This window comes from Pandoraea oxalativorans (assembly GCF_000972785.3).
Classification (GTDB): Bacteria; Pseudomonadota; Gammaproteobacteria; order Burkholderiales; family Burkholderiaceae; genus Pandoraea; species Pandoraea oxalativorans.
The window spans coordinates 564071-589345 of sequence record NZ_CP011253.3; the positions used below are offsets into that span (position 1 = coordinate 564071).

24 protein-coding genes, 1 tRNA gene and 1 pseudogene are annotated in these 25275 nt (G+C 63.0%); 10 read left to right on the forward strand and 16 right to left on the reverse strand.

Annotated elements, in window-relative coordinates; all coding sequences use genetic code 11:
* Positions 1-10: 10 nt before the first annotated feature.
* From cydX to cydP, 4 genes are read right to left on the reverse strand one after another with little or no spacing between them, the layout of a single operon-like run.
* Positions 11-127, reverse strand: a complete 117-nt coding sequence (gene cydX, locus MB84_RS02620; RefSeq protein WP_042114280.1) for a cytochrome bd-I oxidase subunit CydX — start codon at positions 125-127, stop codon at positions 11-13.
* A gap of 15 nt (positions 128-142) precedes the next feature.
* A complete protein-coding gene (gene cydB, locus MB84_RS02625; RefSeq protein ID WP_046293328.1) occupies positions 143-1279 on the reverse strand; it encodes a cytochrome d ubiquinol oxidase subunit II in 1137 nt (378 codons plus the stop codon).
* A 26-nt stretch (positions 1280-1305) separates the two neighbouring features.
* Positions 1306-2910, reverse strand: coding sequence for a cytochrome ubiquinol oxidase subunit I (locus MB84_RS02630; RefSeq protein ID WP_046290650.1), 1605 nt, complete (start codon positions 2908-2910; stop codon positions 1306-1308).
* Positions 2900-3211 (reverse strand): cytochrome oxidase putative small subunit CydP, encoded by a 312-nt coding sequence (gene cydP / locus MB84_RS02635; RefSeq protein WP_052652893.1) that lies wholly within the window; start codon positions 3209-3211, stop codon positions 2900-2902. The genes MB84_RS02630 and cydP overlap by 11 nt, the downstream gene beginning before the upstream one ends.
* A 417-nt stretch (positions 3212-3628) precedes the next feature.
* On the opposite strand from cydP, the gene MB84_RS02640 reads away from it, so the two are divergent.
* The gene (locus MB84_RS02640) at positions 3629-4849 is read left to right on the forward strand and encodes an ISL3 family transposase (RefSeq protein WP_046289972.1); all 1221 of its coding nucleotides are present in this window, start codon (positions 3629-3631) and stop codon (positions 4847-4849) included.
* A 125-nt stretch (positions 4850-4974) separates the two neighbouring features.
* Here MB84_RS02640 and rpoH read toward each other — a convergent pair whose 3' ends face one another.
* A complete protein-coding gene (rpoH, locus tag MB84_RS02645) occupies positions 4975-5913 on the reverse strand; it encodes an RNA polymerase sigma factor RpoH (protein WP_046290651.1) in 939 nt (312 codons plus the stop codon).
* Positions 5914-6136: 223 nt separating this feature from the next.
* Here rpoH and MB84_RS02650 point away from each other — a divergent pair, with 223 nt between their 5' ends.
* Positions 6137-6526: a nuclear transport factor 2 family protein gene (locus tag MB84_RS02650; RefSeq protein WP_046290652.1), complete on the forward strand. Its 390-nt coding sequence runs from the start codon at positions 6137-6139 to the stop codon at positions 6524-6526.
* 269 nt (positions 6527-6795) lie between these two features.
* Here the strand turns inward: MB84_RS02650 and ybiB are convergent, their stop codons facing one another.
* Complete coding sequence (gene ybiB / locus MB84_RS02655; protein ID WP_425415883.1) at positions 6796-7809, reverse strand: DNA-binding protein YbiB; 1014 nt, start codon at positions 7807-7809, stop codon at positions 6796-6798.
* Between the two features lie 147 nt (positions 7810-7956).
* On the opposite strand from ybiB, the gene maiA reads away from it, so the two are divergent.
* Positions 7957-8610: a maleylacetoacetate isomerase gene (gene maiA, locus MB84_RS02660; protein ID WP_046290653.1), complete on the forward strand. Its 654-nt coding sequence runs from the start codon at positions 7957-7959 to the stop codon at positions 8608-8610.
* A gap of 7 nt (positions 8611-8617) precedes the next feature.
* Positions 8618-9244: a LysE/ArgO family amino acid transporter gene (locus tag MB84_RS02665; protein WP_046290654.1), complete on the forward strand. Its 627-nt coding sequence runs from the start codon at positions 8618-8620 to the stop codon at positions 9242-9244.
* Positions 9245-9335: 91 nt separating this feature from the next.
* On the opposite strand, the gene ftsY is transcribed toward MB84_RS02665, so the two are convergent.
* Complete coding sequence (gene ftsY / locus MB84_RS02670; protein ID WP_084009573.1) at positions 9336-10748, reverse strand: signal recognition particle-docking protein FtsY; 1413 nt, start codon at positions 10746-10748, stop codon at positions 9336-9338.
* A 171-nt stretch (positions 10749-10919) separates the two neighbouring features.
* Here ftsY and MB84_RS02675 point away from each other — a divergent pair.
* Positions 10920-12339 (forward strand): annotated as a pseudogene (locus tag MB84_RS02675) (M16 family metallopeptidase).
* Positions 12340-12353: 14 nt separating this feature from the next.
* A complete protein-coding gene (locus tag MB84_RS02680) occupies positions 12354-13793 on the forward strand; it encodes a M16 family metallopeptidase (protein ID WP_046290655.1) in 1440 nt (479 codons plus the stop codon).
* Between the two features lie 105 nt (positions 13794-13898).
* Here MB84_RS02680 and MB84_RS02685 read toward each other — a convergent pair whose 3' ends face one another.
* Both MB84_RS02685 and nodI read right to left on the reverse strand, forming a co-directional pair.
* Positions 13899-14699, reverse strand: coding sequence for an ABC transporter permease (locus MB84_RS02685; RefSeq protein WP_046290656.1), 801 nt, complete (start codon positions 14697-14699; stop codon positions 13899-13901).
* Entirely contained in the window at positions 14692-15609 is a 918-nt protein-coding gene (gene nodI / locus MB84_RS02690) for a nodulation factor ABC transporter ATP-binding protein NodI (protein WP_046290657.1), read from the reverse strand. The genes MB84_RS02685 and nodI overlap by 8 nt, the downstream gene beginning before the upstream one ends.
* Positions 15610-15922: 313 nt before the next feature.
* On the opposite strand from nodI, the gene rsmD reads away from it, so the two are divergent.
* The 3 genes from rsmD to MB84_RS02705 all read left to right on the forward strand — a co-directional run bounded on the left by rsmD (position 15923) and on the right by MB84_RS02705 (position 19084).
* The gene (rsmD, locus tag MB84_RS02695; protein WP_046290658.1) at positions 15923-16516 is read left to right on the forward strand and encodes a 16S rRNA (guanine(966)-N(2))-methyltransferase RsmD; all 594 of its coding nucleotides are present in this window, start codon (positions 15923-15925) and stop codon (positions 16514-16516) included.
* 55 nt (positions 16517-16571) lie between these two features.
* Complete coding sequence (gene coaD / locus MB84_RS02700) at positions 16572-17066, forward strand: pantetheine-phosphate adenylyltransferase (RefSeq protein ID WP_039395474.1); 495 nt, start codon at positions 16572-16574, stop codon at positions 17064-17066.
* A gap of 530 nt (positions 17067-17596) precedes the next feature.
* Entirely contained in the window at positions 17597-19084 is a 1488-nt protein-coding gene (locus MB84_RS02705; RefSeq protein WP_211279339.1) for an NAD(P)/FAD-dependent oxidoreductase, read from the forward strand.
* Between the two features lie 329 nt (positions 19085-19413).
* Here the strand turns inward: MB84_RS02705 and MB84_RS02710 are convergent, their stop codons facing one another.
* Complete coding sequence (locus MB84_RS02710; RefSeq protein ID WP_245725549.1) at positions 19414-20181, reverse strand: transporter substrate-binding domain-containing protein; 768 nt, start codon at positions 20179-20181, stop codon at positions 19414-19416.
* Positions 20182-20644: 463 nt separating this feature from the next.
* On the opposite strand from MB84_RS02710, the gene MB84_RS02715 reads away from it, so the two are divergent.
* Entirely contained in the window at positions 20645-20902 is a 258-nt protein-coding gene (locus MB84_RS02715; protein WP_046290660.1) for a YfhL family 4Fe-4S dicluster ferredoxin, read from the forward strand.
* A gap of 164 nt (positions 20903-21066) precedes the next feature.
* Here MB84_RS02715 and pth read toward each other — a convergent pair whose 3' ends face one another.
* The 6 genes from pth to MB84_RS02745 all read right to left on the reverse strand — a co-directional run bounded on the left by pth (position 21067) and on the right by MB84_RS02745 (position 25271).
* Entirely contained in the window at positions 21067-21663 is a 597-nt protein-coding gene (gene pth, locus MB84_RS02720) for an aminoacyl-tRNA hydrolase (RefSeq protein ID WP_046290661.1), read from the reverse strand.
* Positions 21664-21786: 123 nt separating this feature from the next.
* Positions 21787-22404: a 50S ribosomal protein L25/general stress protein Ctc gene (locus tag MB84_RS02725; protein ID WP_046290662.1), complete on the reverse strand. Its 618-nt coding sequence runs from the start codon at positions 22402-22404 to the stop codon at positions 21787-21789.
* A gap of 155 nt (positions 22405-22559) precedes the next feature.
* Positions 22560-23507: a ribose-phosphate pyrophosphokinase gene (locus tag MB84_RS02730; protein ID WP_039395490.1), complete on the reverse strand. Its 948-nt coding sequence runs from the start codon at positions 23505-23507 to the stop codon at positions 22560-22562.
* 50 nt (positions 23508-23557) lie between these two features.
* Positions 23558-23634, reverse strand: a tRNA-Gln gene (locus tag MB84_RS02735).
* A 55-nt stretch (positions 23635-23689) separates the two neighbouring features.
* Positions 23690-24559 carry a 4-(cytidine 5'-diphospho)-2-C-methyl-D-erythritol kinase gene (ispE, locus tag MB84_RS02740; protein ID WP_046290663.1) on the reverse strand — a complete coding sequence of 290 codons (870 nt, stop codon included), beginning with the start codon at positions 24557-24559 and terminating at the stop codon, positions 23690-23692.
* Positions 24560-24611: 52 nt separating this feature from the next.
* Positions 24612-25271, reverse strand: coding sequence for an outer membrane lipoprotein LolB (locus MB84_RS02745; protein WP_245725469.1), 660 nt, complete (start codon positions 25269-25271; stop codon positions 24612-24614).
* Between the last annotated feature and the right edge of the window lie 4 nt (positions 25272-25275).

A 25275-nucleotide genomic window follows, 5' to 3' on the forward strand; every position in this document is an offset into this window, starting at 1 on the left:
GTCGTCAGGCTCAACTGCCTTCCTGACTACGACGTTCGAGGTCGTCGTGCGCTTCGAACCACATCACGTTGATGATGCCGAACGCGAGCGCGAGGCCAAGGCCGAGAATCCAAGAGAAGTACCACATGTCGCGACTCCTTGATCAGTACATCGTGTGCGGGTTGTCGTTGACCGTCTCGATCGTTACGCGCCCACGGATCACGCGGTACACCCAGCCGGTGTAGAGCAGGATGATGGGCAGGAAGACGATGACGGCGATGAGCATGATTTGCAGCGTGAGCTGGCTCGACGTGGCGTCCCAGACCGTGAGGCTGCTGCCCGGCGCGGTGGCCGAGGGCATGACGAACGGGAACATCGAGAAGCCGGCGGTGAGGATGATGCCCGCGATCATCAGCCCGGTGACGACGAACGTCCACGCATACGCACGGCTCGTGGCGAGCAGGGCGGCGAGCAACGCGCACAGACAAGCGACGACCGGCGCGGCGATCATCCACGGGTAGGTGTGGTAGTTCGTGAGCCACAAGCCGGGGCCGGTGGTGACCTGCTTCATCAGCGGGTTGGCGGGCGAGTCGGTCGCGCCCATCTGCGTGATGGCGAAGCCATCGACGTGCGTGGCGACCAGCACCCCGGCCACAAGGAACAGCAGCAGCGTGCCTAATGCGGTGAGACGCATGATGCGCCCGGCGCGCTCGGCCACGAGCGGATCGGCCTTCATGCGAAGGTGCGCTGCACCGTGCGTGACCAGCATCAGCAGGCTGACCAGTCCGCACAGCAGCGCGAACGGGTTGAGCAGGGCCCAGAACGACCCGGTGTAGGTCGAGCGCAGGGTGTTGTCGAACGAGAACGGCAGGCCGAGCAGCAGGTTGCCGAAGGCCACACCGAACACCAGCGACGGCACCGTGCTGCCGACGAACAACGCCCAGTCCCACGAGTTGCGCCAGCGCGCGCTGGGCAACTTGTTGCGATAGTCGAAGCCGACCGGTCGCAGGAACAATGCGAAGAGCACGAGCAGCAGCGCCCAGTACAGCCCCGAGAAGGCCGCGGCGTAGACGAGCGGCCACGCGGCGAACATCGCGCCGCCTGCCGTCACGAACCAGACCTGATTGCCCTCCCACGTCGTGGCGACGGTGTTGATGATGACGCGTCGTTCCGCGTCGGTCTTGCCGAGGAAGGGCAGCAGCGTGCCGGTGCCCATGTCGAAGCCGTCGAAGAAGGCGAAGCCGATCAGCAGAACGCCGACCAGCACCCACCAGATCAGCTTGAGTACGGTGTAATCGATCATCATGATGTGTGTCTCCCTGACGATCAGACCGAAGTTGCCGGACGGTCGCTCGCTATCGCGGCCCCGCCCGACCCTTCCGTCTCGAAGTGATAGCGGCCGGTGTGCAGCGACGACGGGCCGAGCTTGACGTACTTCACCATCAGGAACATCTCAATGATGAGCAGCGCGGTGTAGAAGATGATGAAGCCCGCGAGGCTCATGTACAGATCGGTGGCAGACAGCGACGACGTGGAGAGATGCGTCGGCAGAATACCGGCGATGGTCCACGGCTGACGCCCCATTTCAGCGACGATCCAGCCGAACTCGGCAGCGAGCCACGGCAGCGGAATCGCCCACACGCACCAGCGCAGGAACCACGCCGAGCGCGGCTTGAGCAGACGGCGTCGCGCACACAGCCAGAACGCCCACAGGAACGTGAAGAGGAACAGGAAGCCGAGGCCGACCATGATGCGGAACGACCAGAACACGGGCGCCACCGGCGGGATCGTGTCGTTGGCCGCCATCAGGATCTGTTCCGGTGTGGCGTCGACGACGTTCGGCGTGTACTTCTTGAGCAGCAGGCCGTAGCCGAGGTCGTCCTTGTACTTGTCGAACTCGGCGCGCACCGCTGGCGACGTATCGCCGCCCCGCAGCTTTTCGAGCGCCGCGAAGGCGATCATGCCGCGCTTGATGTTGTCCTTATGCTCGTCGCGCAATTGCGTCAGGCCGATGACCGGCGTGTCGACCGAGCGCGTAGCGATCAGACCCATCGCCCAGGGAATCTTCACCGCGTAGTCGGTACGTTGCTCCTTCTGATTCGGCAGGCCGAACAGCGTGAACGATGCCGGCGGCTTGGCCGTCTCCCATTCCGCTTCGATGGCCGCGAGTTTCACCTTTTGCACTTCACCCGTGGTGTAGCCCGATTCGTCGCCCAGCACGATGACCGACAGCGTGGACGCCAGACCGAAGCCCGCCGCGACCGCGAACGAGCGCAGGGCGAACGGCACGTCGCGGCGCTTGAGCAGGTACCACGCGGAGATGCCGAGCACGAACATGGCGGCGGTCACATAACCGGCCGAGAGCGTGTGTACGAACTTCACCTGGGCGACCGGGTTGAACACCACTTCCCAGATGCTGCTCAGCTCCATGCGCATGGTCTCGTAGTTGAAGCGCGCCCCGATCGGATTGTTCATCCAGCCGTTGGCCACGAGAATCCACAACGCCGAGAGGTTCGAGCCGAGCGCCACCGCGAAGGTGGTGGCGAGGTGGCCGATGCGCGAGAGCTTGTTCCATCCGAAGAAGAACAGGCCCACGAACGTGGCTTCGAGGAAGAAGGCCATCAACCCCTCGATCGCGAGCGGCACACCGAAGATGTCGCCGACGTAATGCGAGTAGTAGGCCCAGTTGGTGCCGAACTGGAATTCGAGCGTGAGACCCGTGGTCACGCCCATCGCGAAGTTGATCAGGAAGAGCTTGCCCCAGAACTGGGTCATGTCCTTGTAGATCTGCTTGCCGGTCATCACGTAGACCGATTCCATGATGACGAGCAGCCACGACAGGCCCAGTGTGAGCGGGACGAACAGGAAGTGATACAGCGCCGTTATGGCGAACTGCAAGCGCGAGAGGTCGACGACTTCGCTACTGATCATGGCGGACACCTTGATTTTTGGTGGGGGACTGCACTTCGACGGCCTGCGGCCCGATCAGGGCGCGGGCCACGACGTCCGGCGGCAACTGCATGTGCCTGGCCATCGGAGCGTCGAAGAACGCGTGCTTCAGAATGAACAGGAGTACTACCTTGATCGCGAGAACGATCAGGATTTCGAGCGCAAAACGGGAAGGGCGGGTGCGCCAGCGACGGATCGTCCAGGCGACGAGGCCCGTGGCGGCCGCTGCTGCCGGTGAGGCCGTGGCGTGAGGCTTCGGACTGCTAGGAGAGTGGGTGTCCATCCGTGACGGCTCCTGGCGTCGAAAGTCGTGTTGTCAGGAACAGCGTCGACTTTCGGCGCATTTTGCCTTATCGCTTGAAAATGTCAAACCGCAGCGCACGGGGGCGGATGACACGCAGATGACGCTGGTTCGATGCGGATCTGCCGTTGCGGGCAACGACGGATGAGAAGCGGATTCGAGACAAGGGTCCTGCGCGGCGAACGGCCCCCGGGCCGTCCTTCGCACGCAGCATGGCTACGTACGAGCCGATTCTATCGACGGCCTCGGTCGCAGACCTTGCGATGCATCAAGTCGCGATCAGATGGCGGATGAACTTTCGAAGTCCAATAAAAAAGGTTCATCGCGCAATAGCGTGGAGGGATTTGACAAGTTTTCGTACTCTTGATGGCAGGAATTTGCCATCAGGAGTGCGTGGAGATGCTGGATCGCAAGCTGCTGGAGTCGCTGGGAGGCTGGCAGGGCTATGCCGTCGAACGCGTGGAGTGGCCCGAGGGCACAGGGCGCACGCTGTCGATCTATTTGAAGCCAACCGCCAAGGTGATGCTGTGCGAGCAGTGCGGCGCACGATGTCGCCAGGTCCATGAGACCACGGTGCGCCGGGTGCGAGATCTGCCGTTATTTGAGTACCGGGTTGTTCTTCATGTTCCACGCCGGCGCTTGTTGTGTGAGCAATGCGGTGGCCCGCGCCTGGAGCGGCTTACTTGGCTGGGTCGCTACCAGCGGGTGACGGATCGGCTTGCGGCGGCCTGCAGCCAATTGCTGCAATCGAGCAACGTGCAGGCGGTGGCGAGGTTCTTCGAGCTGGGTTGGCATACCGTCAAGACGCTGGACAAGGCCCGGCTCCGAGCGTCAGTGCGCGAACCGGATTGGTCCAGGATCGAGTATTTAGCGATGGACGAGTTCGCCCTGCATAAAGGGCATCGGTACGCGACGGTAGTCGTCGATCCGATCAGCAGGCAGGTGCTGTGGATCGGCCCAGGACGCTCACGCGAGACGGCTCGGGCGTTCTTCGAGCAATTGCCGCGTGGGGTCGCCCAACGCATCAAGGCCGTAGCCATCGACATGACTACGGCCTACGAGTTAGAAATCCAGGCCCACTGCCCACGGGCGGAGATCGTCTATGACTTGTTCCATGTCGTGGCCAAGTACGGACGAGAGGTCATTGATCGGGTGCGCGTGGATCAGGCCAACCAACTGCGCCAGGACCGTCCCGCGCGCCGGGTCATCAAATCGAGCCGCTGGCTGTTATTGCGCAACCGCGACAAGCTAGACCGGCAGCAGGCCGTCCGGCTCGACGAATTGCTGCAAGCCAACCAGCCGCTGCTGACGGTCTATGTCCTGAGGGACGAACTCAAGCGGCTCTGGTTCTACCGAAGACCTGCCTGGGCAAAACAAGCCTGGCACCACTGGTGCGAGCAGGCCGAGCAAAGCGGAATAGCCCCCTTGAACACCTTCGCTCAGCGTCTGAAAGGCTATCTGCATGGCATCCTGGCCAGATGCCGACATCGTCTAAACACCAGCATCGTTGAGGGCATTAACAACACTATCAAGGTCATTAAGCGGCGCGCCTACGGCTACCGAGACCAGGAATACTTCTTCCTCAAAATCCGCGCCGCCTTCCCCGGTAATGCTCAATGAACCATAAAAAAGCCCCGCGAACCTCTCGGGGCTTCACGGGGCTTGGGTGTCGGCGATGTTCCGTCGACTGGGAATCGCAGTGTCGTGTGGCAATTTGTCGCTGCCTCCGACACCCGATCCCGGTATTACGCGTAGGCTTGCAGCGCGCCTTTCATCTTCTTCATGGCGGCCACTTCGATCTGACGGATTCGCTCGGCGGACACGCCGAATTCGTCTGCCAGTTCGTGCAGCGTGGCGCCACCGCTGCCGTCGTCGGCGACCGACAACCAGCGCGCTTCGATGATGCGGCGGCTGCGCGGGTCGAGACGGCCTAGCGCCGTTTGCAGACCGTCGCTCTGCAGATGGTCACGCTCGCGCGCGGCGATCACGGCGGTCGGCTCCTGGTGGGAGTCGGCCAGATAGGCGATGGGGGCGAAGCTCGCGCTCTCGCCGTCGTCGCTGTGACCTTCGAGGGCGATATCGCCGCCCGACATACGCGTTTCCATCTCGATGACGTCTTCACGCTTGACGTTCAGATCGCGCGCGACCTGATCGATCTCTTCCGGCGTGAAGGCCTGCAAACCTTGCTTCTGGCTACGCAGATTGAAGAACAGCTTGCGCTGGGCCTTGGTCGTGGCGACCTTGACCGTGCGCCAGTTCTTCAGCACGTATTCGTGGATCTCGGCCTTGATCCAGTGCATGGCGTACGACACGAGCCGGACACCCTGCGTGGGATCGAAGCGCTTGACGGCCTTCATCAGGCCGATATTGCCTTCCTGAATCAGGTCGGCGTGCGGCAGACCGTAACCGAGGTAATTACGCGCGATCGAGACCACCAGACGCAGGTGCGAAAGCACGAGCTGGCGGGCGGCTTCAAGATCGTCGTTCTCACGCAGACGCTTGGCGAGCGACTGCTCTTCCTCGGCGGTGAGCAGGGGAATGCGATGGACAGCCTGAATGTAGCTGTCGATATTGCCCAGACTGCCCGGCAGCATCAACGCCGACGGGGCAAGTGCAAGGGCACGCGAATTCGGCGCCGTGCCGGTGGCCGGCGTCGTCGGATGCATGGTGGCGGCAGTACTCAAGTGGTGGACTCCTGGTTAGCCTCTGGGAAAGCATTTTAGCACTCTCTTTCGATGAGTGCTAAAGACGTTAGAACCCTTACCGGACGGGAAGTTTCCGGCTTCTTGGGGTTTTCCAGCACCCCCCGTCAAACGGGAGAAGTCACTGGCGCAAACGTGACCCGGATGGTGTAAATTGCAACCCAAGCCACGAGCGTAAAGTGATGGCGAAGGAAGGGAGGTCAGCATGGCGGGAAAGCACATTGACGCAGTACGGCAACTCGAATCGGCCCGCTTCGAAGCGATGATCGAAGGCGATGTCGACGAGCTGGAAAAGCTCCTCGCAGACGATCTGTTCTACGTGCATTCGAATGGCAAACGCGAGACCAAACGCGAATTTCTCGACGCGATCAGCTCCGGCCGCCGCCGTTACCTCGACATCGACGTCGACCCGAAAGCGCAGGAACTCCGTCAGTTCGGCGACACGGTGGTCGTCACCGGCAAGCTCAAGGTCGAACTGGAAACCGCGACCGGCTCGCTCGCGTCGCAAATGACCTACACGGCAGTGCACAAGCTGCTGGCCGAAGCCTGGCGCGTCATCTCCTGGCAGGCAACCCGTATGGCGTCGGCCGACTGAAAGGGTCAACCGTATTCGGATCGCTGCTCGATGCCCGCTTGAATTCTGACTCGGCCGGTACTCTCCGGGCGTCCTCTCCAAAAAGAAAATTAGACGTGTTTCGGGATGAAATGTTCCGAAAAACTCTAATTATTATGCGATTTTTGGATTTTGGGACGAATTTCGCGCGAGTTATACGACGTTGTGTGCGTATTTCGTCTCAACGAGGTGTTAACGCCGTTGTGTCGCCTGGCGGCCCTGCCAACGGACGTCACCCCCGTTCCTCGCTTTCAGCCGGTTAGCCCGACAGCGTGACGAATCACCTCGACCTGACGGGCGATAGGGGCGGGCACGGGCACCTCGCCCGCAAGCACCGCCTCGATCCACCGGGCCGTGGTCGGGGCGTCGGCCGCAGGTAGTGCTGGCGGTGCGCCGGTGGCGCCTTCTTCGGCTTCCTGCCATGACCGGTACGCCCCGTCCGAAAACCCGTCGATCGCCGACTGTCGTCGGGCGTCTGCGACCGGTTCGCCTTCCGTGCCGCGTGCGAGCAGCACCCCGGGGGCGGCGCTGTTGGCCGCATCGGCAAACATTTCGCTCAGCGTCTCCCGGTACTCCGGATGTGTGTAGTTCACGAGCCGCAGCGCCGGTCCGGCGAACGGCTGCAGAAGTTTGACGACGGTATGCCCGGAATTACGCACGCCCAACGCCGCACGCATCTCCAGGAGGCGTTCCAGCGCGGGCGAGAGCGCCGCGATTGGCAGATAGGCGACGCGGCGGGTGCGCAGGGCTTCCTCTGCCTCGGCGGCCGTCTGGCTCGCGGGATGACCGAGTTCCGCGAAGATCGCCTGCGTGCCGACGCGATTCGCGCCGCTGTGATGTTGTCCGTGCACCAGCACCGGGATGCCCTCGCGCGCGAGCAGCAGCGCCAGCAACGGCGTGAGGTTCGGTTGTTTGCGCGCGCCGTTGTAGCTCGGCAGCAGCACCGGCGGCGGGGCGTCGGCCGGGGCGACAAGCGGGGTGAATGTGGCGTGCGCAGCGTCGAGCATGGCGCGCAGTTCGACGGGCGTCTCGCCCTTGATACGGTACGCGATCAGCACGCCGCCCAACTCGGCGGGCGAGACCCGGTTGGCGAGGATGGCGTCGAACAGCGTGCGGGTTTCGTCCGCGCTCAGCGCGCGTGCGCCTTTCGCACCGCGGGCGATGATCTTGAGCAGCGGGGCGCAGGCAAAGGGGGCGGTGGAGGTCATGACGCGGTTATCGGTGGAATGCGGCTTCTGGTTCGTGGGCGAGTCGCTATCCATCATACGCAATCAGGCGTCACCGGGGCCAGCGCTTGCAGTACCATCTCGTGTTCGGGCGCGCTTGCGGACCCCTCGGATCGTCACGATTCGCGGTCGCCGCGTCTCCCCCAATTTCCGCTCTTCCGAATTTTCGATTTCGAGGTCAGCACCATGTCCACGCTCACGCTGTACAGCTATTTCCGCAGTTCCGCGGCCTATCGGGTGCGTATCGCCCTGAACCTCAAAGGACTCGATTACGACATCGTGCCGGTGCATCTGGTGCGCGACGGCGGCGAACATCTCAAACCGGCCTACCGTGCGCTCAACGTCAATGCGCTGGTGCCGACGTTTGTCGACGGCGACGTCAACATCCATCAGTCGCTGGCCATCATCGAGTATCTGGAAGACGTGCATCCGACGCCCGCGCTGCTGCCGTCCGACCCGGCCACGCGCGCGCAGGTCCGCGCGCTGGCGCTGGACATCGCGGCCGACATCCACCCGATCGACAACCTGCGCGTGCTGCGTTTTCTCAAGCACGACATGGGCGTGACGGAAGACCAGAAGAACGCGTGGTACGTGCATTGGATCGTGGAAGGGTTCAAGGCGCTCGAAGCGCGTCTCGCGGCGCAGACGTCGCCGGGCAAGTTCGTCGTCGGCGATACGCCGACGCTGGCGGATTGCTGCCTTGTGCCGCAGATCTATAACGCCAATCGCTTCAAGGTCGACATGACGCAATTCCCGCGCATTTCCGCCATCCACGCGCATTGCCAGACGCTCGAAGCCTTCCAGCGCGCCGCACCCGAAGCGCAACCCGACGCCGAGTAAGTGGCCGATGATCGATCCGGCTTTCTGGCGGGGCATGGCGCTCGGCGCCAGCCTCATCATGGCGATTGGCGCGCAGAACGCGTTCGTCTTGCGTCAGGGGATTTTGCGACGTCACGTCGGCATCGTCGTGACGGTCTGCGCGATTTGCGACATGGCGTTGATCGCCGCAGGCGTGGCGGGCATGGGCGGGCTGATTGCCGCTTATCCGCGCTTCATCACGATCGTGACGTGGGGCGGCGCGGCGTTCCTGTTCCTCTACGGCTTGCGGGCGTGGCGCGCGGCGTTTCGCGGCGCGGGGGCGTTGCAGGCGGACGGTAGCCGCGCGGCGACGCAGGAAATGTCCTGGCAACGCGCCACCGGTCTCGTGCTGATGCTCTCGCTGCTCAACCCGCACGTCTATCTGGACACGGTGATCCTGCTCGGTGGTATCGGCGCCCGCGAGCCGTCGCCGGCCAACGTGTGGTTCGCAGGCGGCGCGATGATCGCGTCCATCCTCTGGTTCACGGCGCTCGGTTACGGCGCACGTCTGCTCGCGCCGCTCTTCTCGCGTGCCCGTGCGTGGCAGATTCTCGACGGCGTGGTCGGTCTCATGATGTGGGGGCTTTGCGCGGGGCTCGTCGCGCAGCAGGTGTAACGTCGTTACGCAGACGAAAAGCAAACGGCCCGCCACGTGAGTGTGCGGGCCGTTTGTTTTGATACGTCAGCTTTGCGGTGTTGTTCGCGGCTTAGCCCAGCAGGGCGTCGGCGAACTCGCGGGCCGAGAACGGTTGCAGGTCTTCCACCTTCTCGCCCACGCCGATGAAGTACACCGGGACCGGACGCTGACGGGCGATGGCCGCCAGAATGCCGCCCTTTGCCGTGCCGTCGAGCTTGGTCACGATGAGACCGGTGAGCGCAAGGGCGTCGTCGAATGCCTTGACCTGCGTGAGCGCGTTCTGGCCGGTGTTGGCGTCGATGACGAGCAGCACCTCGTGCGGCGCGCCGTCGGCCGCCTTGCCCAGCACGCGCTTGATCTTCTTGAGTTCTTCCATCAGGTGCAACTGCGTGGGCAGACGGCCTGCCGTGTCCGCCATCACGATGTCGATCTTGCGCGCGCGGGCGGCGCTCACGGCGTCGAACACGACGGCTGCCGGATCGCCGCTTTCCTGCGCAACGACGGCGACGTTGTTGCGTTCGCCCCAGATCGCCAGTTGCTCGCGGGCTGCCGCGCGGAACGTATCGCCCGCCGCGAGCAGCACGGACTGACCGTAGTGCTGGAAGTGCTTGGCGAGCTTGCCGATGCTGGTCGTCTTGCCTGCGCCGTTCACGCCCGCAATCATCACGACCATCGGCGCTTCGCGGCCCAGCACGAGACTCTGTTCGAGCGGTTGCAGCAGGTCGACGAGCAGGTCGTGCAGCGCGCGCTTGACCTGTTCGCCTTCCGTCAGACGCTCGGCCTTGACCTTCTTGCGCAGGGCGTCGATCAGGTAGGTGGTGGCTTCCACGCCTGCGTCGCTCATCAGGAGGGCGCCTTCGAGCTCTTCGAACAGGTTCTCGTCGACCTTCACGCCGACGAAGATGCTCGTGATGCCCGAGCTCGTCTTCGACAGCCCGGCCTTCAGGCGGGTCAGCCACGAGCGCTTGGCGGCCGGCTCAGGTGCCGGCGCTGAGACGATTTCGCCGATGGCTTCGCCCTGCGCGTCTTTCACGACGACCGGGGCGGGCGGCGGGGCTGCCGGGGCGACGGGTTCAACAGGCTCAACGGGCGCGCTTTGAACGGCAGGGGCGACCGGCGTCGGCTGCGGGGCAGGCGTCGGTGCAACCGCAACCGGCGTGGGTGTCGTTGGGATATCGCCCCGCGCTGGCTCGGACTGTGCCGAATTTTCGGCAAGGCTGATGGTGGGTCGTGCGGGTTGCGCGGGCTGGACGGCTGGCGTCGGCGCGGCCGCGGAAGCGGAGGAGGACGGCGCGAGCGGTGCAGGCTGTGCGGGCGCAGCCGACCGAGCCGACGTCGTCGGCTGGTTTGTGGACGGCTGCGGATCCTGCGTCTGCGAAACGTCTGCGGAAGACGCTTCGGATTCGGGCGATTCGGTCGGTGCGGGGCTCGTTTCGGCGGCCTTGTTGCCGCCCGACTTGAAGCGCTTGAAGAAACTGAACATGGGGTGAGGAACTCGACGTGGGGGCGCGCTATCGGCGTGCGACTATGATTTGTCCTGCCATTCGCGTCGCACAAAACGCCCTACAATGGGCAAGTCGTTGTTTCCGACGCGGGAAATGCGACGTATTTTATCAGACGCGAATCGACGTCCATGATGGGCGAAAGGGGATCCATGACGGGAACCATGCGCTGGCGACACGCCTTGGCCGGACTGGCCCTGGCTGGTGTGATGAGCCTGGGCCACGCCGCCGACACCGGCGGCAGCAAGACAACGGATAACACTTCGGAATTCACGCTCTCGAACGGTCTGCGGCTGATCGTGCGCGAAGACCACCGGGGCACCGACGGTCGCCCACGTAGTCTGGTATCGCGCCGGGTCGCTCGACGAGTTCAACGGCACCACCGGCGTCGCCCACGCGCTTGAGCACATGATGTTCAAGGGCACCAAGACCGTCGGCGCGGGCCAGTTCTCCCGTCAGGTCGCCGCGCTCGGCGGGCGCGAGAACGCCTTTACCAGCAAGGACTACACCGGGTACTTCGAGCAGACGGAGAAGTCGCGTCTGCCGGAAATGATGCGTCTCGAAGCCGATCGCATGGCGAATCTGACGCTCTCCGCCGACGAGTTCGCGAAAGAGATTCAGGTGGTGATGGAGGAGCGTCGTCTGCGCACGGACGACCAGCCGCGTGCCCTGCTCTACGAGCAACTGATGGCGACCGCGCTCGTCGCGAATCCGTATCGTCGCCCGATCGTCGGCTGGATGGACGATCTCCAGCACATGACCGTGCAGGACACGCGCGACTGGTACGAGCGCTGGTATGCGCCGAACAACGCCGTGGTCGTGGTGAGCGGCGACGTCGATCCCGCACAGGTCAAGGCGCTTGCCGAGAAGTACTACGGCCCGATCAAATCGCACGCGTTGCCGGACCGTCGTCCGCAGAACGAACCGGCGCAGATGGGCGTGCGCCGCGTGTTCGTCAAAGCACCGGCAGAGAACCCGAATGTGATGCTCGCATGGCGTGCGCCGCGTCTGAACGACGTTGAGAAGGACGACGACGTCTACGCATTGCAGGTACTTTCCGCCGTGCTCGACGGGTACGGCAACGCGCGTCTGACAAGCCGTCTGGTGCGCGAGCAGCGCATTGCGAACGATGTCGGCGCGAGTTACGACGGCGTGGGCCGCGGCCCGCAGTTCTTCATCATGGACGCGACCCCTGCGCAGGGCAAGACGCCGGAGCAGCTCGAGAAGGCCTTGCGTGCGCAGATCGCCGACATCGCAGCACACGGCGTGACCCAGGCCGAGCTCAAGCGCGTGAAGGCGCAGGTGGTGGCGTCGCAGATCTACAAGCGCGACTCGGTGTTCGGTCAGGCGATGGAAATCGGGCTGAACGAGATGTCTGGCATCTCCTGGCGTCAGATCGATCGCATGCTTGAAAAGGTGAAGGCGGTCACGCCTGCGCAGGTGCAGGCGGTGGCGGGCAAGTACTTCGGCGATGAGTCGCTGACGGTGGCCACGCTCGTGCCGCAGCCGATCGACGAGGCGACACGCAAGCGCCGCGCCCAAGGGGCGCAAGACCTGAAGAACATGCGCTGAGAGGGCCACACACGATGATGAAAATTTCCGCACTGTTGCGTGCGTTCTCCGTGCCCGCGCGAACGGGTGTCATGGCTTGCGCAGCCGCGGGCGCGCTGGCGGCGGGTCTACCGCTCACGGCCGGCGCCGCGCTGCCGATCCAGACCTGGGTCGCACCGTCCGGTGCCAAGGTGATGCTGGTGGAAAGCCGTTCGATCCCGATGATCGACGTGAACATCGATTTCGATGCGGGCAGCCGCTACGATCCGAAAGGCAAGTCCGGGCTGGCGTTGCTGACGGCCGGGTTGCTCGACGCTGGCGCGGCGGCCGCAGGCGGGCATCCCGCGCTGAGCGAGGCGCAGATTGCCGACCGTTTCGCCGACGTGGGCGCGATGGAAGCGACCAGCGCCGGACGCGACGCCGCGACCGTCACCATCCGCACGCTATCTTCGGCGGCCGAGCGCGATGCGGCGGTGAGTACGCTGGCGCAATTCCTGCAACATCCCACGTTCCCCGAGGTCGTGCTCAAGCGCGAAACGGCGCGTCTGTCGTCGGCGATTGCCGAATCGGATACGAAGCCCGAGGCGATTGCCGAGAAGGCCTTTCGCAGCGCGATCTACGGCAGTCACCCGTATGGCGTGACGCCGACGGTGGCGAGCGTCAACGCCGTGAAGCGCGACGATCTGATGCGTTTCTATCGCGATATGTACAGCCCGAAGCGGGCGGTCGTCTCCATCGTTGGCGACATCGACCGCGCACAGGCCGAGAAGCTGGTCGCCCAGTTGACGGACGCCATGCCCGTCGGCGTTACACCGCCCACGATGCCGCCGGTGGCGGCGCTGCGCAGCGCGGTGCAGATCGATCTGCCGCGCCCGGCCGAGCAGGCGCACATCGCGACCGGGCAGGCGTCGATGGCGCGCAGCGATCCCGACTACTTCCCGTTGCTCGTGGGGAACTACGTGCTGGGCGGCGGCGGTTTCGTGTCGCGTCTGACGGCGGAAGTGCGTGAGAAACGCGGTCTGACGTACGGCGTATCGAGTGGCTTCGTGCCGCAGTTGCAGGAGGGGCCGTTCGAGATCAACTTGCAGACGCGTCGCGAGCAGGCGCCCGAAGCGCTCAAGGTCGTGCGTGAGACGCTGGCCCGATTCGTTCGGGACGGCCCCACTGCCGAGGAAATGCAGGCTGCGAAGGACAACCTGACCAACGGATTCCCGCTGCGGCTGGACAGCAACCGCAAACTGTTGGCGAACGTGGCGGCCATTGGCTTCTACAACCTGCCGCTCGACTATCTCGACACGTGGACCGCCAAGGTCGAAGCCGTGACGGCGGCGCAGGTGAAGGACGCGTTTGTACGTCACGTGCAACCGGATCGCCTTGTGACTGTCGTCGTCGGGCCGAGCGACGTGTTCGGCGCGGCGAGTGCAGGCGCAGCCGCACCGAGCTCTACGCCGACAGCGAGCCAGCCTGGGAAGTGACAGCGGTGTGTAGTCCGCACGTCTGATCACGTCCGAAAAAACGGCACCGGGATTTTCTGGTGCCGTTTTGCCTTCTGGCCGACGTGTCTGATCCGCTCACGAACGCTATCGAAGTATCCGGCGACGCAACAACACCAGCGCGACGGAAAAGCCTACGACGGTGTAGACGACGAGTGCGCCCACGTGCAGCCACGGCAGGTCGATGGCACGCCCCAGCATGGCTGGACGGATCAACGCGACCGCGTGCGCGAGCGGTAACCATTCCGTTACATGACGCGCCGCCGCCGGGAGTTGCGACAACGGGAAGAACACGCCGGAGAGCAGCAACATCGGCGTCATCACGAGCGTCTGGTAGAACATGAAGAAATCGTAGCTCGGCGCGAGTGACGTCATCACCATGGCAAGGCTGGCGAATGCGAGTCCCGCGAGCAAAACGGCTGGCAGTACCACGGCGAGACTGTCGATGCGCGCGTATCCGAGCACGCTCGCCACCAGCAGGATCGCAACGCCCGACAGCACCGCTTTGCTGGCGGCCCAGACGACTTCGCCGAGCACGATGTCGCCCAGCGTCAGCGGGGTATGCATCAGCGCCTCCCAGGTGCGTTGCACGTGCATGCGCGAGAAGCCCGAATACATCGATTCGAAGCTCGCCGAGAACATCACGCTGGAGCCGACGGTGCCCGCGGCGAGAAACGCGATGTACGAAGTGCCGTCGACATTGCCGACCATCATGCCGAGACCGAAACCCAGGCCGAAGAGGTAGATCATCGGGTCTGCGAGATTGCCGAACATCGAGGCAATCGCAAGCTTGCGCCAGACGAGGAAGTTGCGTCGCCAGACCCCCATCCAGGGCGTGACGCCCGGCAGGTAGCGCGGCGCATCTGCCGACATGGGGTACTCAGTCATCGCGCATCTCCCGACCCGTGAGCTTCAGAAAGACATCCTCCAGATTGGCCCGGCGATGCAGATACCGCACCCCCGGCTGGTCCTGCAGGGCACCCACGACCGGCACGGCGTCGCGAACGTAACAGAAGTGCGTCTCGCCGCTGGTTTCGATGCGATCGGCGAACGGGGCGAGGCTGGCGAGGAGGGCGTGCGGAACGTCGCCGAAGACTTCCACCACATCGCACCCGATTTCGCGCGCCACGAGTTCGGGGGGCGTGCCTTCGGCAATCTTGCATCCGGCGTCGATCACGCACAGCCGATGGCACAGCCGCTCGGCTTCCTCCATGAAGTGGGTGGTGAGCAGAATCGTCTTGCCCTCGTTCATGAGCGATTTCAGCCGCTCCCAGATCAGATGCCGGGCCTGCGGATCGAGCCCGGTCGTCGGTTCGTCGAGCACGAGTACGTCGGGATTGTTGATGAGGGCGCGCGCGAGCGTGAGGCGTCGCTTCATGCCGCCCGAGAGCTGGCTGACGCGGGCATCCGCTTTCGATTCGAGACGGGCGAACGCCAGCAGCGCCGGAACGCGTTCCTTGATATCGGCCGAGGCGAGTCCGAAATAACGTCCGAAGACCGCCAGGTTTTCGCGCACCGTGAAGTCGGGGTCCAGATTGTCGAACTGCGGCACGACGCCGACGCGGCGGCGCGCTTGCGGTGCGAGTTTCGGCACGGGCAGGCCGCCGAGCCGGATCTCGCCAGCGTCGGGCGTGACAAGGCCCAGCAGCATGCGTAACGTGGTCGTCTTGCCCGCACCGTTGGGCCCCAGCAGGCCGAAGCACTCGCCCGGTGCGACGCGCAGCGACAGGTGATCGACCACAGGGCGGCCGTCATAGGCCTTGCATAGCTCGGTTACCTCGATGGCGGCATCGGTCATGGCGGATCTGCGGTCTCCTATCGGGTGGCCGGGGGACAACGATGGTGCAGCGGTGGATCCACGTAGGATCGACGTTGGGACTGCGTCGCAAACTGGACGTTCACCGGCCGGGATCTATGCACCGCCGCGCGCCGCCTTCCCTTATGGGGCATGGCCTATGGGGCATGAGGCGCGGGCGATGTGGTATGTTTCGCCTCAACAATGTAGCGTGAATTGTCATGATTTTGGATTCTCTGCGTGCGCAACGACGCGCGCGACCCCATTTTTCCACCGTCAGCGGTGCCCCCGGTCAAGCCGTATTGCGGAGGACGCCATGAAGTCCGGTGCAGGTAACGTGGCGCGCGGCGCGCCGCAGCAGGTCCGCATCATCGGCGGTCAGTGGAAGCGTACGCCGCTGCCGGTGCCGCCGGGCGACGGTCTGCGGCCGACCCCCGATCGCGTGCGGGAGACGCTGTTCAACTGGCTCGGGCAGGACCTGACGGGCATGCAATGCCTCGACGCCTTCGCGGGTAGCGGCGCGCTCGGCTTCGAGGCCGCTTCGCGTGGTGCGCAGCGGGTGTTGCTGGTTGAGTCCGCTGCGCCGGCCATTCGTCAGTTGCGCGCCAATCAGGCCAAACTCGACGCCAAACAGATCGAGATCGTGCAGGCGGACGCCAGACGCCTGATAACCACACTCTCGCCCGGGGTTTTCGACGTCATTTTCCTCGATCCGCCGTTCGCGAGTGGCTGGCTGAACGATCTGCTGGCCCCGGCCGCCCGTCTGCTCGCGCCGAACGGCGTGATCTATGCCGAGTCGGACGCCCCCCTGGAGGACGATGCGCTCGCGGAACTGGGCCTCGTGTGCCTGCGCCGGGCGAAAGCCGGAGCGGTGCATTATCATTTGCTTGAATCGATTCCGAAAACCTAGAGACCACAATGAATAAGTACGCAGCAGCGGTCCCCAGCCGCGAGGAGACGTTGGCATGGTAGTGGCGATCTATCCGGGGACGTTCGACCCGTTGACCCGAGGCCATGAGGATCTGGTCCGCCGTGCGGCGGGCATTTTCGACAAGCTCGTGGTCGGGGTGGCCGACAGCCGAAACAAGAAGCCGTTCTTTTCGCTCGAAGAGCGGATCGACATCGCGCGCGAAGTGCTCGGACACTATCCGAACGTGAGCGTCGAAGGCTTCTCCGGCTTGCTCAAGGACTTCGTGCGCAAGCATCAGGCGCGCGTGATCGTGCGCGGGCTGCGCGCGGTGTCCGACTTCGAATACGAGTTCCAGATGGCGGGCATGAACCGCTACCTGCTGCCCGATGTCGAGACGATGTTCATGACACCGTCCGACCAATACCAGTTCATCTCGGGCACCATCGTGCGCGAGATCGCTCAACTGGGTGGCGACGTCAGCAAGTTTGTGTTCCCGTCCGTCGAAAAGTGGCTGGTCACGAAAGTCGGCGAGATGACGCCGAAGCGTTAAGCTGACTTACGCCGTTACCGGTTGTTTCGCGTGACGTGAGCAAAAACCCCGCAGTGTGTTTCGACACTGCGGGGTTTTTTGTTGCCTTGGCGATTCGTTTTTTTCCATCACTTCAAAACGCTTCCAGCCGCCTTCAGGCTGTGGCGCCACGCATCCATGGCGGACACCGTTTTCAGTCGGCCATCGGCAGTTCCGTACCGGGAACGTAACGGCTGGCCCAAGGCCGGTCCCTGTCGAGCCCGACAACGGGAAATCCGGCGGACCGTCCGAGATATCCATCCGCTGGAAGCGGAGTTTCTGCCCAAACAGTCCCCGACGTGTTGCTGAGCGTATGCCGATGAAGGAAGGCATGCGCGCTCACTTTAGTCGTGCGTCATTGAGCCCAACGGCGAGCGTTCTTGCGACTTCATCCCGTCCAGGTGCCGTAACCGGGTCGCAAGCGGCCCCAGTTTTTTGGGAACCCGGCGTTCCCTTCGCGGTTGCGCAAGCTGCAATTATGTGCGGACGGGGCTTTCCATTACCGAAATCCGATGCGCGCATCGCATCGAAATCGTTATGACGTGACTTTGAAGTTTCCTATCGAGGAGAGTGAGATGGAACGGATTGAGACGGACTATTTCGTAACAGGGACGGGCGCCTTAGCCATGGCGTTCGTGGACACGTTGCTCAGTGAGTCGCCGGACGCGCGCGTGGTGATGGTCGATCGCCACCACCGTCCGGGCGGCCATTGGAACGATGCTTATCCGCACGTGCGACTGCACTTGTCGGCCGCGTGGTATGGCGTGCCATCACTCGAACTAAGCGACGGCTCCTATGAGCTGACGGGCTTCAACAAAGGGATGCCCAGGCTTGCCACGGGGGCCGAAGTGCTCGCGTATTTCGAATTGGTGATGAAACAACGTTTCCTCGCCTCTGGCCGCGTGCAGTGGTCCCCAAAATGCGATCATTTCGCGAGCGAGGGCAACACTCACCGCTTCCGCTCGCTGTTGAGCGGCGCCGAGCATGAGGTGCACGTGCGACGCAAATGGGTGAACGGCACGCTTTCGAACACCGAGGTGCCATCCACTCACCCGCCCAAGTACAGCGTGGCAGACGGTGTGCGATGTATTCCTTGCAACGACCTCGCGAAGGTGGCACGGCCATACTCGTGTTACACAGTCGTTGGCGCGGGCAAGACCGGCATGGATGCGTGCATCTGGCTGATCGAGAATGGCGTACCTTACGAGCGTATTCGCTGGATCGTGCCGCGCGACCCCTGGATGATGGACCGAGCCATCCTGCTTCCCGGCCAAATGGGCTGGCGGCGCTATTTCGAAAGCTGCGAAGTGCAATTCGATGCAATTCGCGACGCAAGCGACGTTTCCGACATGTTCCTGCGGCTTGAGGCAGGGGGCGTATTAATGCGTATCGACCCCGCAGTCGAACCCACGGTTTACCGCTGCGCGCTCGTCTCTCGCGGGGAGCTGGCTCAGTTGCGCAAGATCGGGGAGATCGTGCGGCTGGGCCGCCTGCAAGCGATCGAACCCTCGCGCATCGTGCTGGAGCGTGGGGAGTTCGACGCAGATCCAGACACGCTGTATATCGATTGCAGTGCCTCCGCGGTTCCGTATTCGCTTTGGCCGAAGCTACCGGTGTTCCAGGATGGCACGATCAACCTCTTGTTCCTCCGCTGGTGCCGCCCCGTCTTTTCAGGCAGCGTTGCCGCATGGGTGGAAGCGCACGTGGAGAATCAGCAGGAACAGAATGCGATGTGCGTGCCCGTGCGCCCGCCAGAAAAGCCCATCGATTTCTTAAGGATGTTGGCACCGACGTTGGACAATTACACGCGGTGGGAGCAGAACCCCGAAATGAGTGCGTGGCTCAAGGCGTGTCGTCTCAACGACGCTACCGCAGTACTCAAGGGGGTCGAAGTGGACGCATCGGGGCAGGAACTTCTCAATGCCGTCGAGGCGAAGGGGCTGGCCTTGAGTGCGTCCCAGCGCATTGCGCAATTGCTAGCGGTATCGGAGAAGGCCTGAGGGCACCCGGGCCGTGAGGATCGACCATCTGGGGGCGGTGTCAGTATGTTCGTGTGCCCGGCCGTCGAAAAATGGCTGTCCAGGAAAGTCGGTGAGATGACGCTGAAGCCGAAGCCGAAGCGTTAAGCATGCCTGCGTTGTTACCGATCATTTCACGTGACGTCAGAAAAAACCCCGCAGTGTGTTTCGACACTGCGGGGTTTTTTGTTGCGGACAGGTTTAAGCGCACTGACTTAAGTGCGACGACCGAAGCGGCGCGGCGCATCGCATCGCGACGCAGCCCGCAAATCGAAGCGACTGTCTGACTGTGCGTTCGTGCGCGATGTGGATCAGAATCCGGCGGGCAACGGTGCCTGCATCCATTTGACGGACATCGCGTTCAGGCGACCATCGGCCTTCGCCTTGTCGATGATCGCGTTCAGCTTCGCCACCATCGCCGTTTCGCCTTTACCCACACCGATGTAGCAGGGCGTTTCTTCAACCGGGAATTTCAGATCGAAGGCGCGCTGTTTGCTCTTCTCGCGCACAGCGTTCGCCACGATGTTGCCCAGCGTCACGAGCTGCACCTGACCGGCGAGATACGACGCCGCCGTCGCGTTGTTGTCCTCATATCGTTTGATGTTCGCGCTCGGCGGGGCGACGGCGGTCAGTGCGAGGTCTTCCGTCGAGCCGCGCGTCACGGCGATGGTCTTGTTGGCGAGGTCGGCGGGCACCTTGATCGCAATGTCTTGCGGACCATAGACGCTCTTCGGGAACGGCGCGTACGCCTTCGTGAAATCGATCGCCTTCTCGCGTTCGGCGTTCTTGCCCAGCGATGAAATCACGACGTCGACCTTGCCCGTCGTCAGATACGCGATGCGGTTCGTGCTGATGACCGGTGCGAGTTCGACCTTCGCGCCGATCTCCTTGCCGATCAGTTCCGCCATGTCGATGTCGTAGCCGTGCACCTTGAGGTCGGTGCCGATCGAGCCGAACGGCGGGAAGTCCTGCGGGATAGCGATGCGGATGACACCGGTCTTGGCGACGGTCTGGAGGGCATCGGCATGGGCGAGGCCTGCGAGACCTCCCAGCGACGCAACGACAACCGCTTGCAGCATCCGGCGACGACCGGCTTGATGAAGGAACGCAGGCATGACTGGAACTCCTAGGCTTTAGCAACGACGATGACGTAAAAGGGGCTTGCGTACGCAATAACGCGCGCAGGTCACGGCGGTCGAACTGGTACGACCAGTGGTGCTCAGTGATAAAGCACTAACCGTGCCAGCCGGTCGGGAGCGTTGATGGCGATAGCCTTGACGTCGATACGGCGCGGCGTGCGAGGTTGGCGCACGCCGATGCAGGCATGGGCACTCCGCCCGACGGTGCGTCGTGCACCAAAGTGGGCCGGTCGACAGACGAACCGGTGCATGGAGCGGGAGCGTGGCGGTGTCCGTCGCGGCGACGGCAAGTGGACACCCGCTAACTTTCGTATAATCGAGGAATTGTTCCAGGAACCGTAACGGCCGCCGTTCGCCGGGGTTCACGCAAGTCAATGAACGGCCAGAGGAAAGCGAGTCGACAGTGGCACTGATGATTACCGACGAATGCATCAATTGCGACGTGTGCGAGCCTGAGTGCCCGAACGACGCAATTTCGATGGGGGTCGAGATCTATGAGATCGATCCGAATAAATGCACGGAGTGTGTCGGACACTTCGACGAACCGCAGTGTGTGCAGGTGTGCCCGGTGGAGTGTATTCCCATCAATCCGGAGCATGTCGAGACGCCCACGCAACTGCTGGAGAAGTACACCCATCTTCAGGCCGCCAAGTCAGTCTGAATGAACCGGATGGCCTGAGCGGCCTGAATCCCGCCTGCCATTGAGCGTGTCTGCGTGGCGACTCGCGGGAATGCCGGAGAAGGATTCCCGCTGTCCCAGTCGGGATCGAGCGGCGCCCGGCCGCTCATTCTGCTCCGCCAGCGCTTCCGGATATCGCCGCCGGTTCACTTCCCCGGCGTCGCATGCAGGCGCATCATCGCCTTTTCCATCTCACCCTTGACGACCAGGTCGACGATGTCGAGCGATCGCGACATGGCGTCGTCGATCTGCGCCTGTTCTTCCTTGCGCGGCGGCTTGAGCACGAAGTCCACCACTTGTTGCTGACTGCCGGCCGGTTGCAGCGTGCGCGGATGTCCAATGCCCAGACGCAGACGCCAGAACTCGGGCGTCGTCAGATGCGCAGCAATATCCTTGAGGCCGTTGTGCCCGCCGCTACCACCGCCACGCTTGAGCTTGACGGTGCCGGGTAACAAATCGAGTTCGTCATGCACGACGAGGATCTCATCCGGCAGGATCTTGTAGAAGCGAGCCAGTGCGACGACCGACTGCCCCGAGCGGTTCATGAAGGTCTGCGGCTCCAGCAGCCACACTTCGTTCCCGGCCACGCGCGTACGCGCGGCGAAGCCCTGAAAGTTTTTCTGGTGGGTGAGCGATGCGCCGCATTGCTGCGCCAGTGCGTCGACGAACCAGAAGCCCGCGTTGTGACGCGTCGCAGTGTATTCGGCGCCCGGATTGCCGAGCCCTACGATCAGCTTGATCATTTCGGTATCAGGATCTTGGCACGCGCCACCGTGGCATGCGCGCCGCCATAAAAAAACCCGCCGGACATGATGTCGCGGCGGGTCTTGCGTCCAGCGTCGCCGCTGAAAGCTAGCGAACGAGGCTTAGGCAGCCGGCGTTTCGCCTTCAGCCGAAGCAGCCGCTTCGTCAGCAGCAGCGCCAGCCGGTTGAACGGCTTGCGCCACCACCGGGTTTTCTTGCTCGACGTGCAGCGTCAGCGTCACGCCGGCGGGCAGCTTGACGTCCTTGGCGTGAACCGTCTTGCCAGCTTCCAGCGTCGACAGGTCGACTTCCAGGAATTCCGGCAGCTTGCTCGGCAGGCAGCTAACGTCCAGTTCGTTCAGGATGTGGCTGATCACGTTCGAAGCCAGCTTCACGGCCGGGGCGTTTTCTGCGCCCAGGAAGTGCAGGGGCACCTTGACGTGGATCGGCTTGTTCGCATCGACACGTTGGAAGTCAACGTGCAGAACCAGTTGCTTGAACGGGTGGTACTGCACATCGCGCAGCAGCACTTGTTCGGTCTTGCCAGCAACTTCCAGCTCGAGAATCGACGAGTGGAAAGCTTCCTTGCGGAGGGCGTGCCACAGGGCATTGTGATCCAGCTCGATCAGTTGCGGATCAACGTTACCACCGTACACGATGCCCGCGGTCTTGCCGGCATTGCGCAGGCGGCGGCTCGCACCCGTACCTTGCAGATTACGCTCAAAAGCGACGACTTTCATAACAACTCCTTGAGCTGCCCGCGACCAGGCAGCGATTTCTTCCTGAATTTCCCGTCGAAAAACACGGGGTTCAGGAACGACAAAGGCGGGGATAGGCTCCCCGCCGACATAACAACGGCGCCACACAGGCGCCGTCGCAAAAACTTACCGAACGCTTATTCCGCGAACAGCGACATCACCGAGTCGCCTCGACGGATGCGCGAGAACGTCTCGGCCAGCAGGTTCGCGCAGCTCAGTTGGCGAATCTTGCCGCCCTTCGAGTCGTCGCGCAGCGGGATGGTGTCGGTGACGACCACTTCATCCAGCTCCGAGGCATTGATGCGCGCTGCGGCACCGCCCGAAAGCACCGGGTGCGTACAGTAGGCATACACCTTCTTCGCGCCACGTTCCTTCAGCACTTGTGCGGCCTTGCACAGCGTACCGGCGGTGTCGACCATGTCGTCCATGATGACGCAGGTACGGCCTTCGACTTCACCGATGATGTTCATCACTTCAGCGACATTAGCCTTCGGACGACGCTTGTCGATGATGGCCAGATCGCAATGCAGTTGCTTGGCGAGGGCACGGGCACGGACCACGCCGCCGACGTCCGGCGACACCACCAGCAGGTTTTCGTGGTTCTGCGCACGCACGTCTTGCAGCAGCAGCGGTGAAGCGTAGATGTTGTCGACCGGGATATCGAAGAAGCCCTGAATCTGGTCGGCGTGCAGGTCCATCGTGATGATGCGTTCGACGCCTGCGATTTGCAGCATGTTGGCTACGACCTTCGCCGAGATCGCCACGCGCGCCGAGCGGGGGCGACGATCCTGACGGGCGTAGCCGAAATACGGGATGGCAGCGGTGATCCGGCCGGCAGAAGCGCGCTTGAGCGCGTCGACCATGATCATCAGTTCCATCAGATTGTCGTTGGTCGGAGCGCACGTCGACTGGAGGACGAAGACGTCCTTGCCGCGCACGTTTTCCTGAATTTCGACTTGGATCTCACCATCCGAGAACCGGCTGGCCATGGCTTTGCCAAGCGGGATACCGAGGGTGTCGACGACCGCTTGGGCCAGGGCGGGATTGGCGTTCCCGGTGAATACCATCAGGTTATCACTACTCATCTGGCTACCTGCGGGACGATTGGATGCTGAGACTTTACGACAGAAGAAATTGGCAGGGGAGGAAGGACTCGAACCCTCGTATGCCGGAATCAAAATCCGGTGCCTTAACCAACTTGGCGACTCCCCTACACTAACCGATGCCTTCGCTGCGTTGTAGGAAACGCAACAAAGTAAAAACCCTTTTACGCGAAGGCGAACATTGGATGTTCGGCCAGGCTAGTGGTCACTTGACCCATCCAGCGCTCCGGCAATCGCTTGCATGCTGCTTCCGCATCCGCTTTCGTGTCGAATACACCAAACACGCTAGCACCGGATCCCGTCATGCGTGCAGTGGTGAAGGTTCTGAACCAGTCAATCACAGCAGCGACTTCCGCGTATTCTCGAGTGACAACCGCCTGCATGTCGTTACGGAAGATTTCATCCGTTTCGAACACGTTTTTGTTGGCGTGCTCAAGAAAGAACGCCATTGTGACGATCTTCGTATCCCTTGTCAACAGGGGATCCGTAAATATTTTGTTGGTCGCGACGTGCACGCGCGGGTTCACCACAAGGAAGTGGCGCTGCGGCAGATCCACGGCGTGCAGTTCTTCGCCGAGGCCTTCTGCGAAGGCATTGCGGCCGAAAACGAAAAACGGCACGTCTGCACCGAGTTTCAGGGCCAGTGCCTGGAGGGTTTCGCGCGGCAGATCGAGCTGCCACATGCGGTTGAGCGCGAGCAGCGTGGTCGCCGCGTCCGAGCTGCCGCCACCAATGCCGCCACCGGCCGGAAGACGCTTCTCGATGCCGATATCCACGCCAAAACGCACGCCGCAGCGTTCTTGCAGCAGGCGCGCGGCGCGCACCGTCAGATCGGTCTCCGGCGGCACGCCGGGCAGCGGATTCGTATGAACGATCTGGCCGTCGTCGCGGCGCTCGAAATGCAGCGTGTCGGCCCAGTCGATCAGTTGAAAGACGGTTTGCAGTTCGTGATACCCGTTAGGCCGTCGTCCGACGATGTGCAGGAACAGGTTCAGCTTGGCCGGGGCCGGGCAGTCACGCAGGATTTCGTACATGGCGAGGCAAAAACGGAAGACTATGAATGGGAGGGGGGTACAGGGCGCGGGCTTATTCGTCGATCACCAGTCGCACGGCGAGCGGAGAGCCGCCGAGATCGCGCGACAGATCGACACGTTTGACGCGCAACGGTGTGCCGTCGAAATACGCCTGATAGTCGATGGACCAGCCGTCCTGCTTCAGATGAGTGGGCCGCTGCGTCTGCGGATCGCGTTCGATGCTCGCCTGCGACCCCGGCGCACTCTGCATGCGCAGCCAGTAACGCAGACCGCCCACCGGCAACGCGAAGCCGAGCGCATCGTGCATCACGTCTTCGAGACGAGGTCCGGTGAGCGGTGCCTTGCCCGGCAGTTCCAGCGAGGCACTTCGCGGATTCTCGCGCACGATTGCCTGCGTCTGACCCAGCGGGTCGAGCAGTTGGACGGTGGCGTTCTCGCCGTTCTGCTGCCAGTCGAAATTGCCGTACGTGTTACGTGCTTCGCCGTTCTGCTCGTAGCGCACCGAGAAGCGGCCGCGATAGTGTTCGACGGTTGTACCGGCGGTCGGCTCGACGGGTGTCGGCGGCGCGAGGCTGGCACATCCCGTTGCGATGACGCTCGCCGTGCAGGCCACCACGAGAGCGGCTGCACGAACGAATTTCGAAACGTCGGCGCGTTGCGTCGACCGTCGCGCCGCAAATTGAGACTTCTCGACCATACGTGCTAACGTCATTCCG

Excerpts from the sequence above, each read along its gene's own strand:
- nodI (WP_046290657.1), bottom strand. The coding sequence starts at position 15,609 with ATGACCGATGCCGCCATCGAGGTAACCGAGCTATGCAAGGCCTATGAC.
- pth (WP_046290661.1), bottom strand. The coding sequence starts at position 21,663 with ATGATCAAGCTGATCGTAGGGCTCGGCAATCCGGGCGCCGAATACACT.
- coaD (WP_039395474.1), top strand. The coding sequence starts at position 16,572 with ATGGTAGTGGCGATCTATCCGGGGACGTTCGACCCGTTGACCCGAGGC.
- MB84_RS02745 (WP_245725469.1), bottom strand. The coding sequence starts at position 25,271 with ATGACGTTAGCACGTATGGTCGAGAAGTCTCAATTTGCGGCGCGACGG.
- ftsY (WP_084009573.1), bottom strand. The coding sequence starts at position 10,748 with ATGTTCAGTTTCTTCAAGCGCTTCAAGTCGGGCGGCAACAAGGCCGCC.
- MB84_RS02680 (WP_046290655.1), top strand. The coding sequence starts at position 12,354 with ATGATGAAAATTTCCGCACTGTTGCGTGCGTTCTCCGTGCCCGCGCGA.
- maiA (WP_046290653.1), top strand. The coding sequence starts at position 7,957 with ATGTCCACGCTCACGCTGTACAGCTATTTCCGCAGTTCCGCGGCCTAT.
- cydP (WP_052652893.1), bottom strand. The coding sequence starts at position 3,211 with ATGGACACCCACTCTCCTAGCAGTCCGAAGCCTCACGCCACGGCCTCA.
- MB84_RS02630 (WP_046290650.1), bottom strand. The coding sequence starts at position 2,910 with ATGATCAGTAGCGAAGTCGTCGACCTCTCGCGCTTGCAGTTCGCCATA.
- MB84_RS02685 (WP_046290656.1), bottom strand. The coding sequence starts at position 14,699 with ATGACTGAGTACCCCATGTCGGCAGATGCGCCGCGCTACCTGCCGGGC.
- cydX (WP_042114280.1), bottom strand. The coding sequence starts at position 127 with ATGTGGTACTTCTCTTGGATTCTCGGCCTTGGCCTCGCGCTCGCGTTC.
- MB84_RS02665 (WP_046290654.1), top strand. The coding sequence starts at position 8,618 with ATGATCGATCCGGCTTTCTGGCGGGGCATGGCGCTCGGCGCCAGCCTC.
- MB84_RS02725 (WP_046290662.1), bottom strand. The coding sequence starts at position 22,404 with ATGAAAGTCGTCGCTTTTGAGCGTAATCTGCAAGGTACGGGTGCGAGC.
- ybiB (WP_425415883.1), bottom strand. The coding sequence starts at position 7,809 with ATGATGGATAGCGACTCGCCCACGAACCAGAAGCCGCATTCCACCGAT.
- rsmD (WP_046290658.1), top strand. The coding sequence starts at position 15,923 with ATGAAGTCCGGTGCAGGTAACGTGGCGCGCGGCGCGCCGCAGCAGGTC.
- MB84_RS02705 (WP_211279339.1), top strand. The coding sequence starts at position 17,597 with ATGCGCGCATCGCATCGAAATCGTTATGACGTGACTTTGAAGTTTCCT.
- MB84_RS02640 (WP_046289972.1), top strand. The coding sequence starts at position 3,629 with ATGCTGGATCGCAAGCTGCTGGAGTCGCTGGGAGGCTGGCAGGGCTAT.
- ispE (WP_046290663.1), bottom strand. The coding sequence starts at position 24,559 with ATGTACGAAATCCTGCGTGACTGCCCGGCCCCGGCCAAGCTGAACCTG.
- MB84_RS02650 (WP_046290652.1), top strand. The coding sequence starts at position 6,137 with ATGGCGGGAAAGCACATTGACGCAGTACGGCAACTCGAATCGGCCCGC.
- MB84_RS02730 (WP_039395490.1), bottom strand. The coding sequence starts at position 23,507 with ATGAGTAGTGATAACCTGATGGTATTCACCGGGAACGCCAATCCCGCC.
- MB84_RS02710 (WP_245725549.1), bottom strand. The coding sequence starts at position 20,181 with ATGCTGCAAGCGGTTGTCGTTGCGTCGCTGGGAGGTCTCGCAGGCCTC.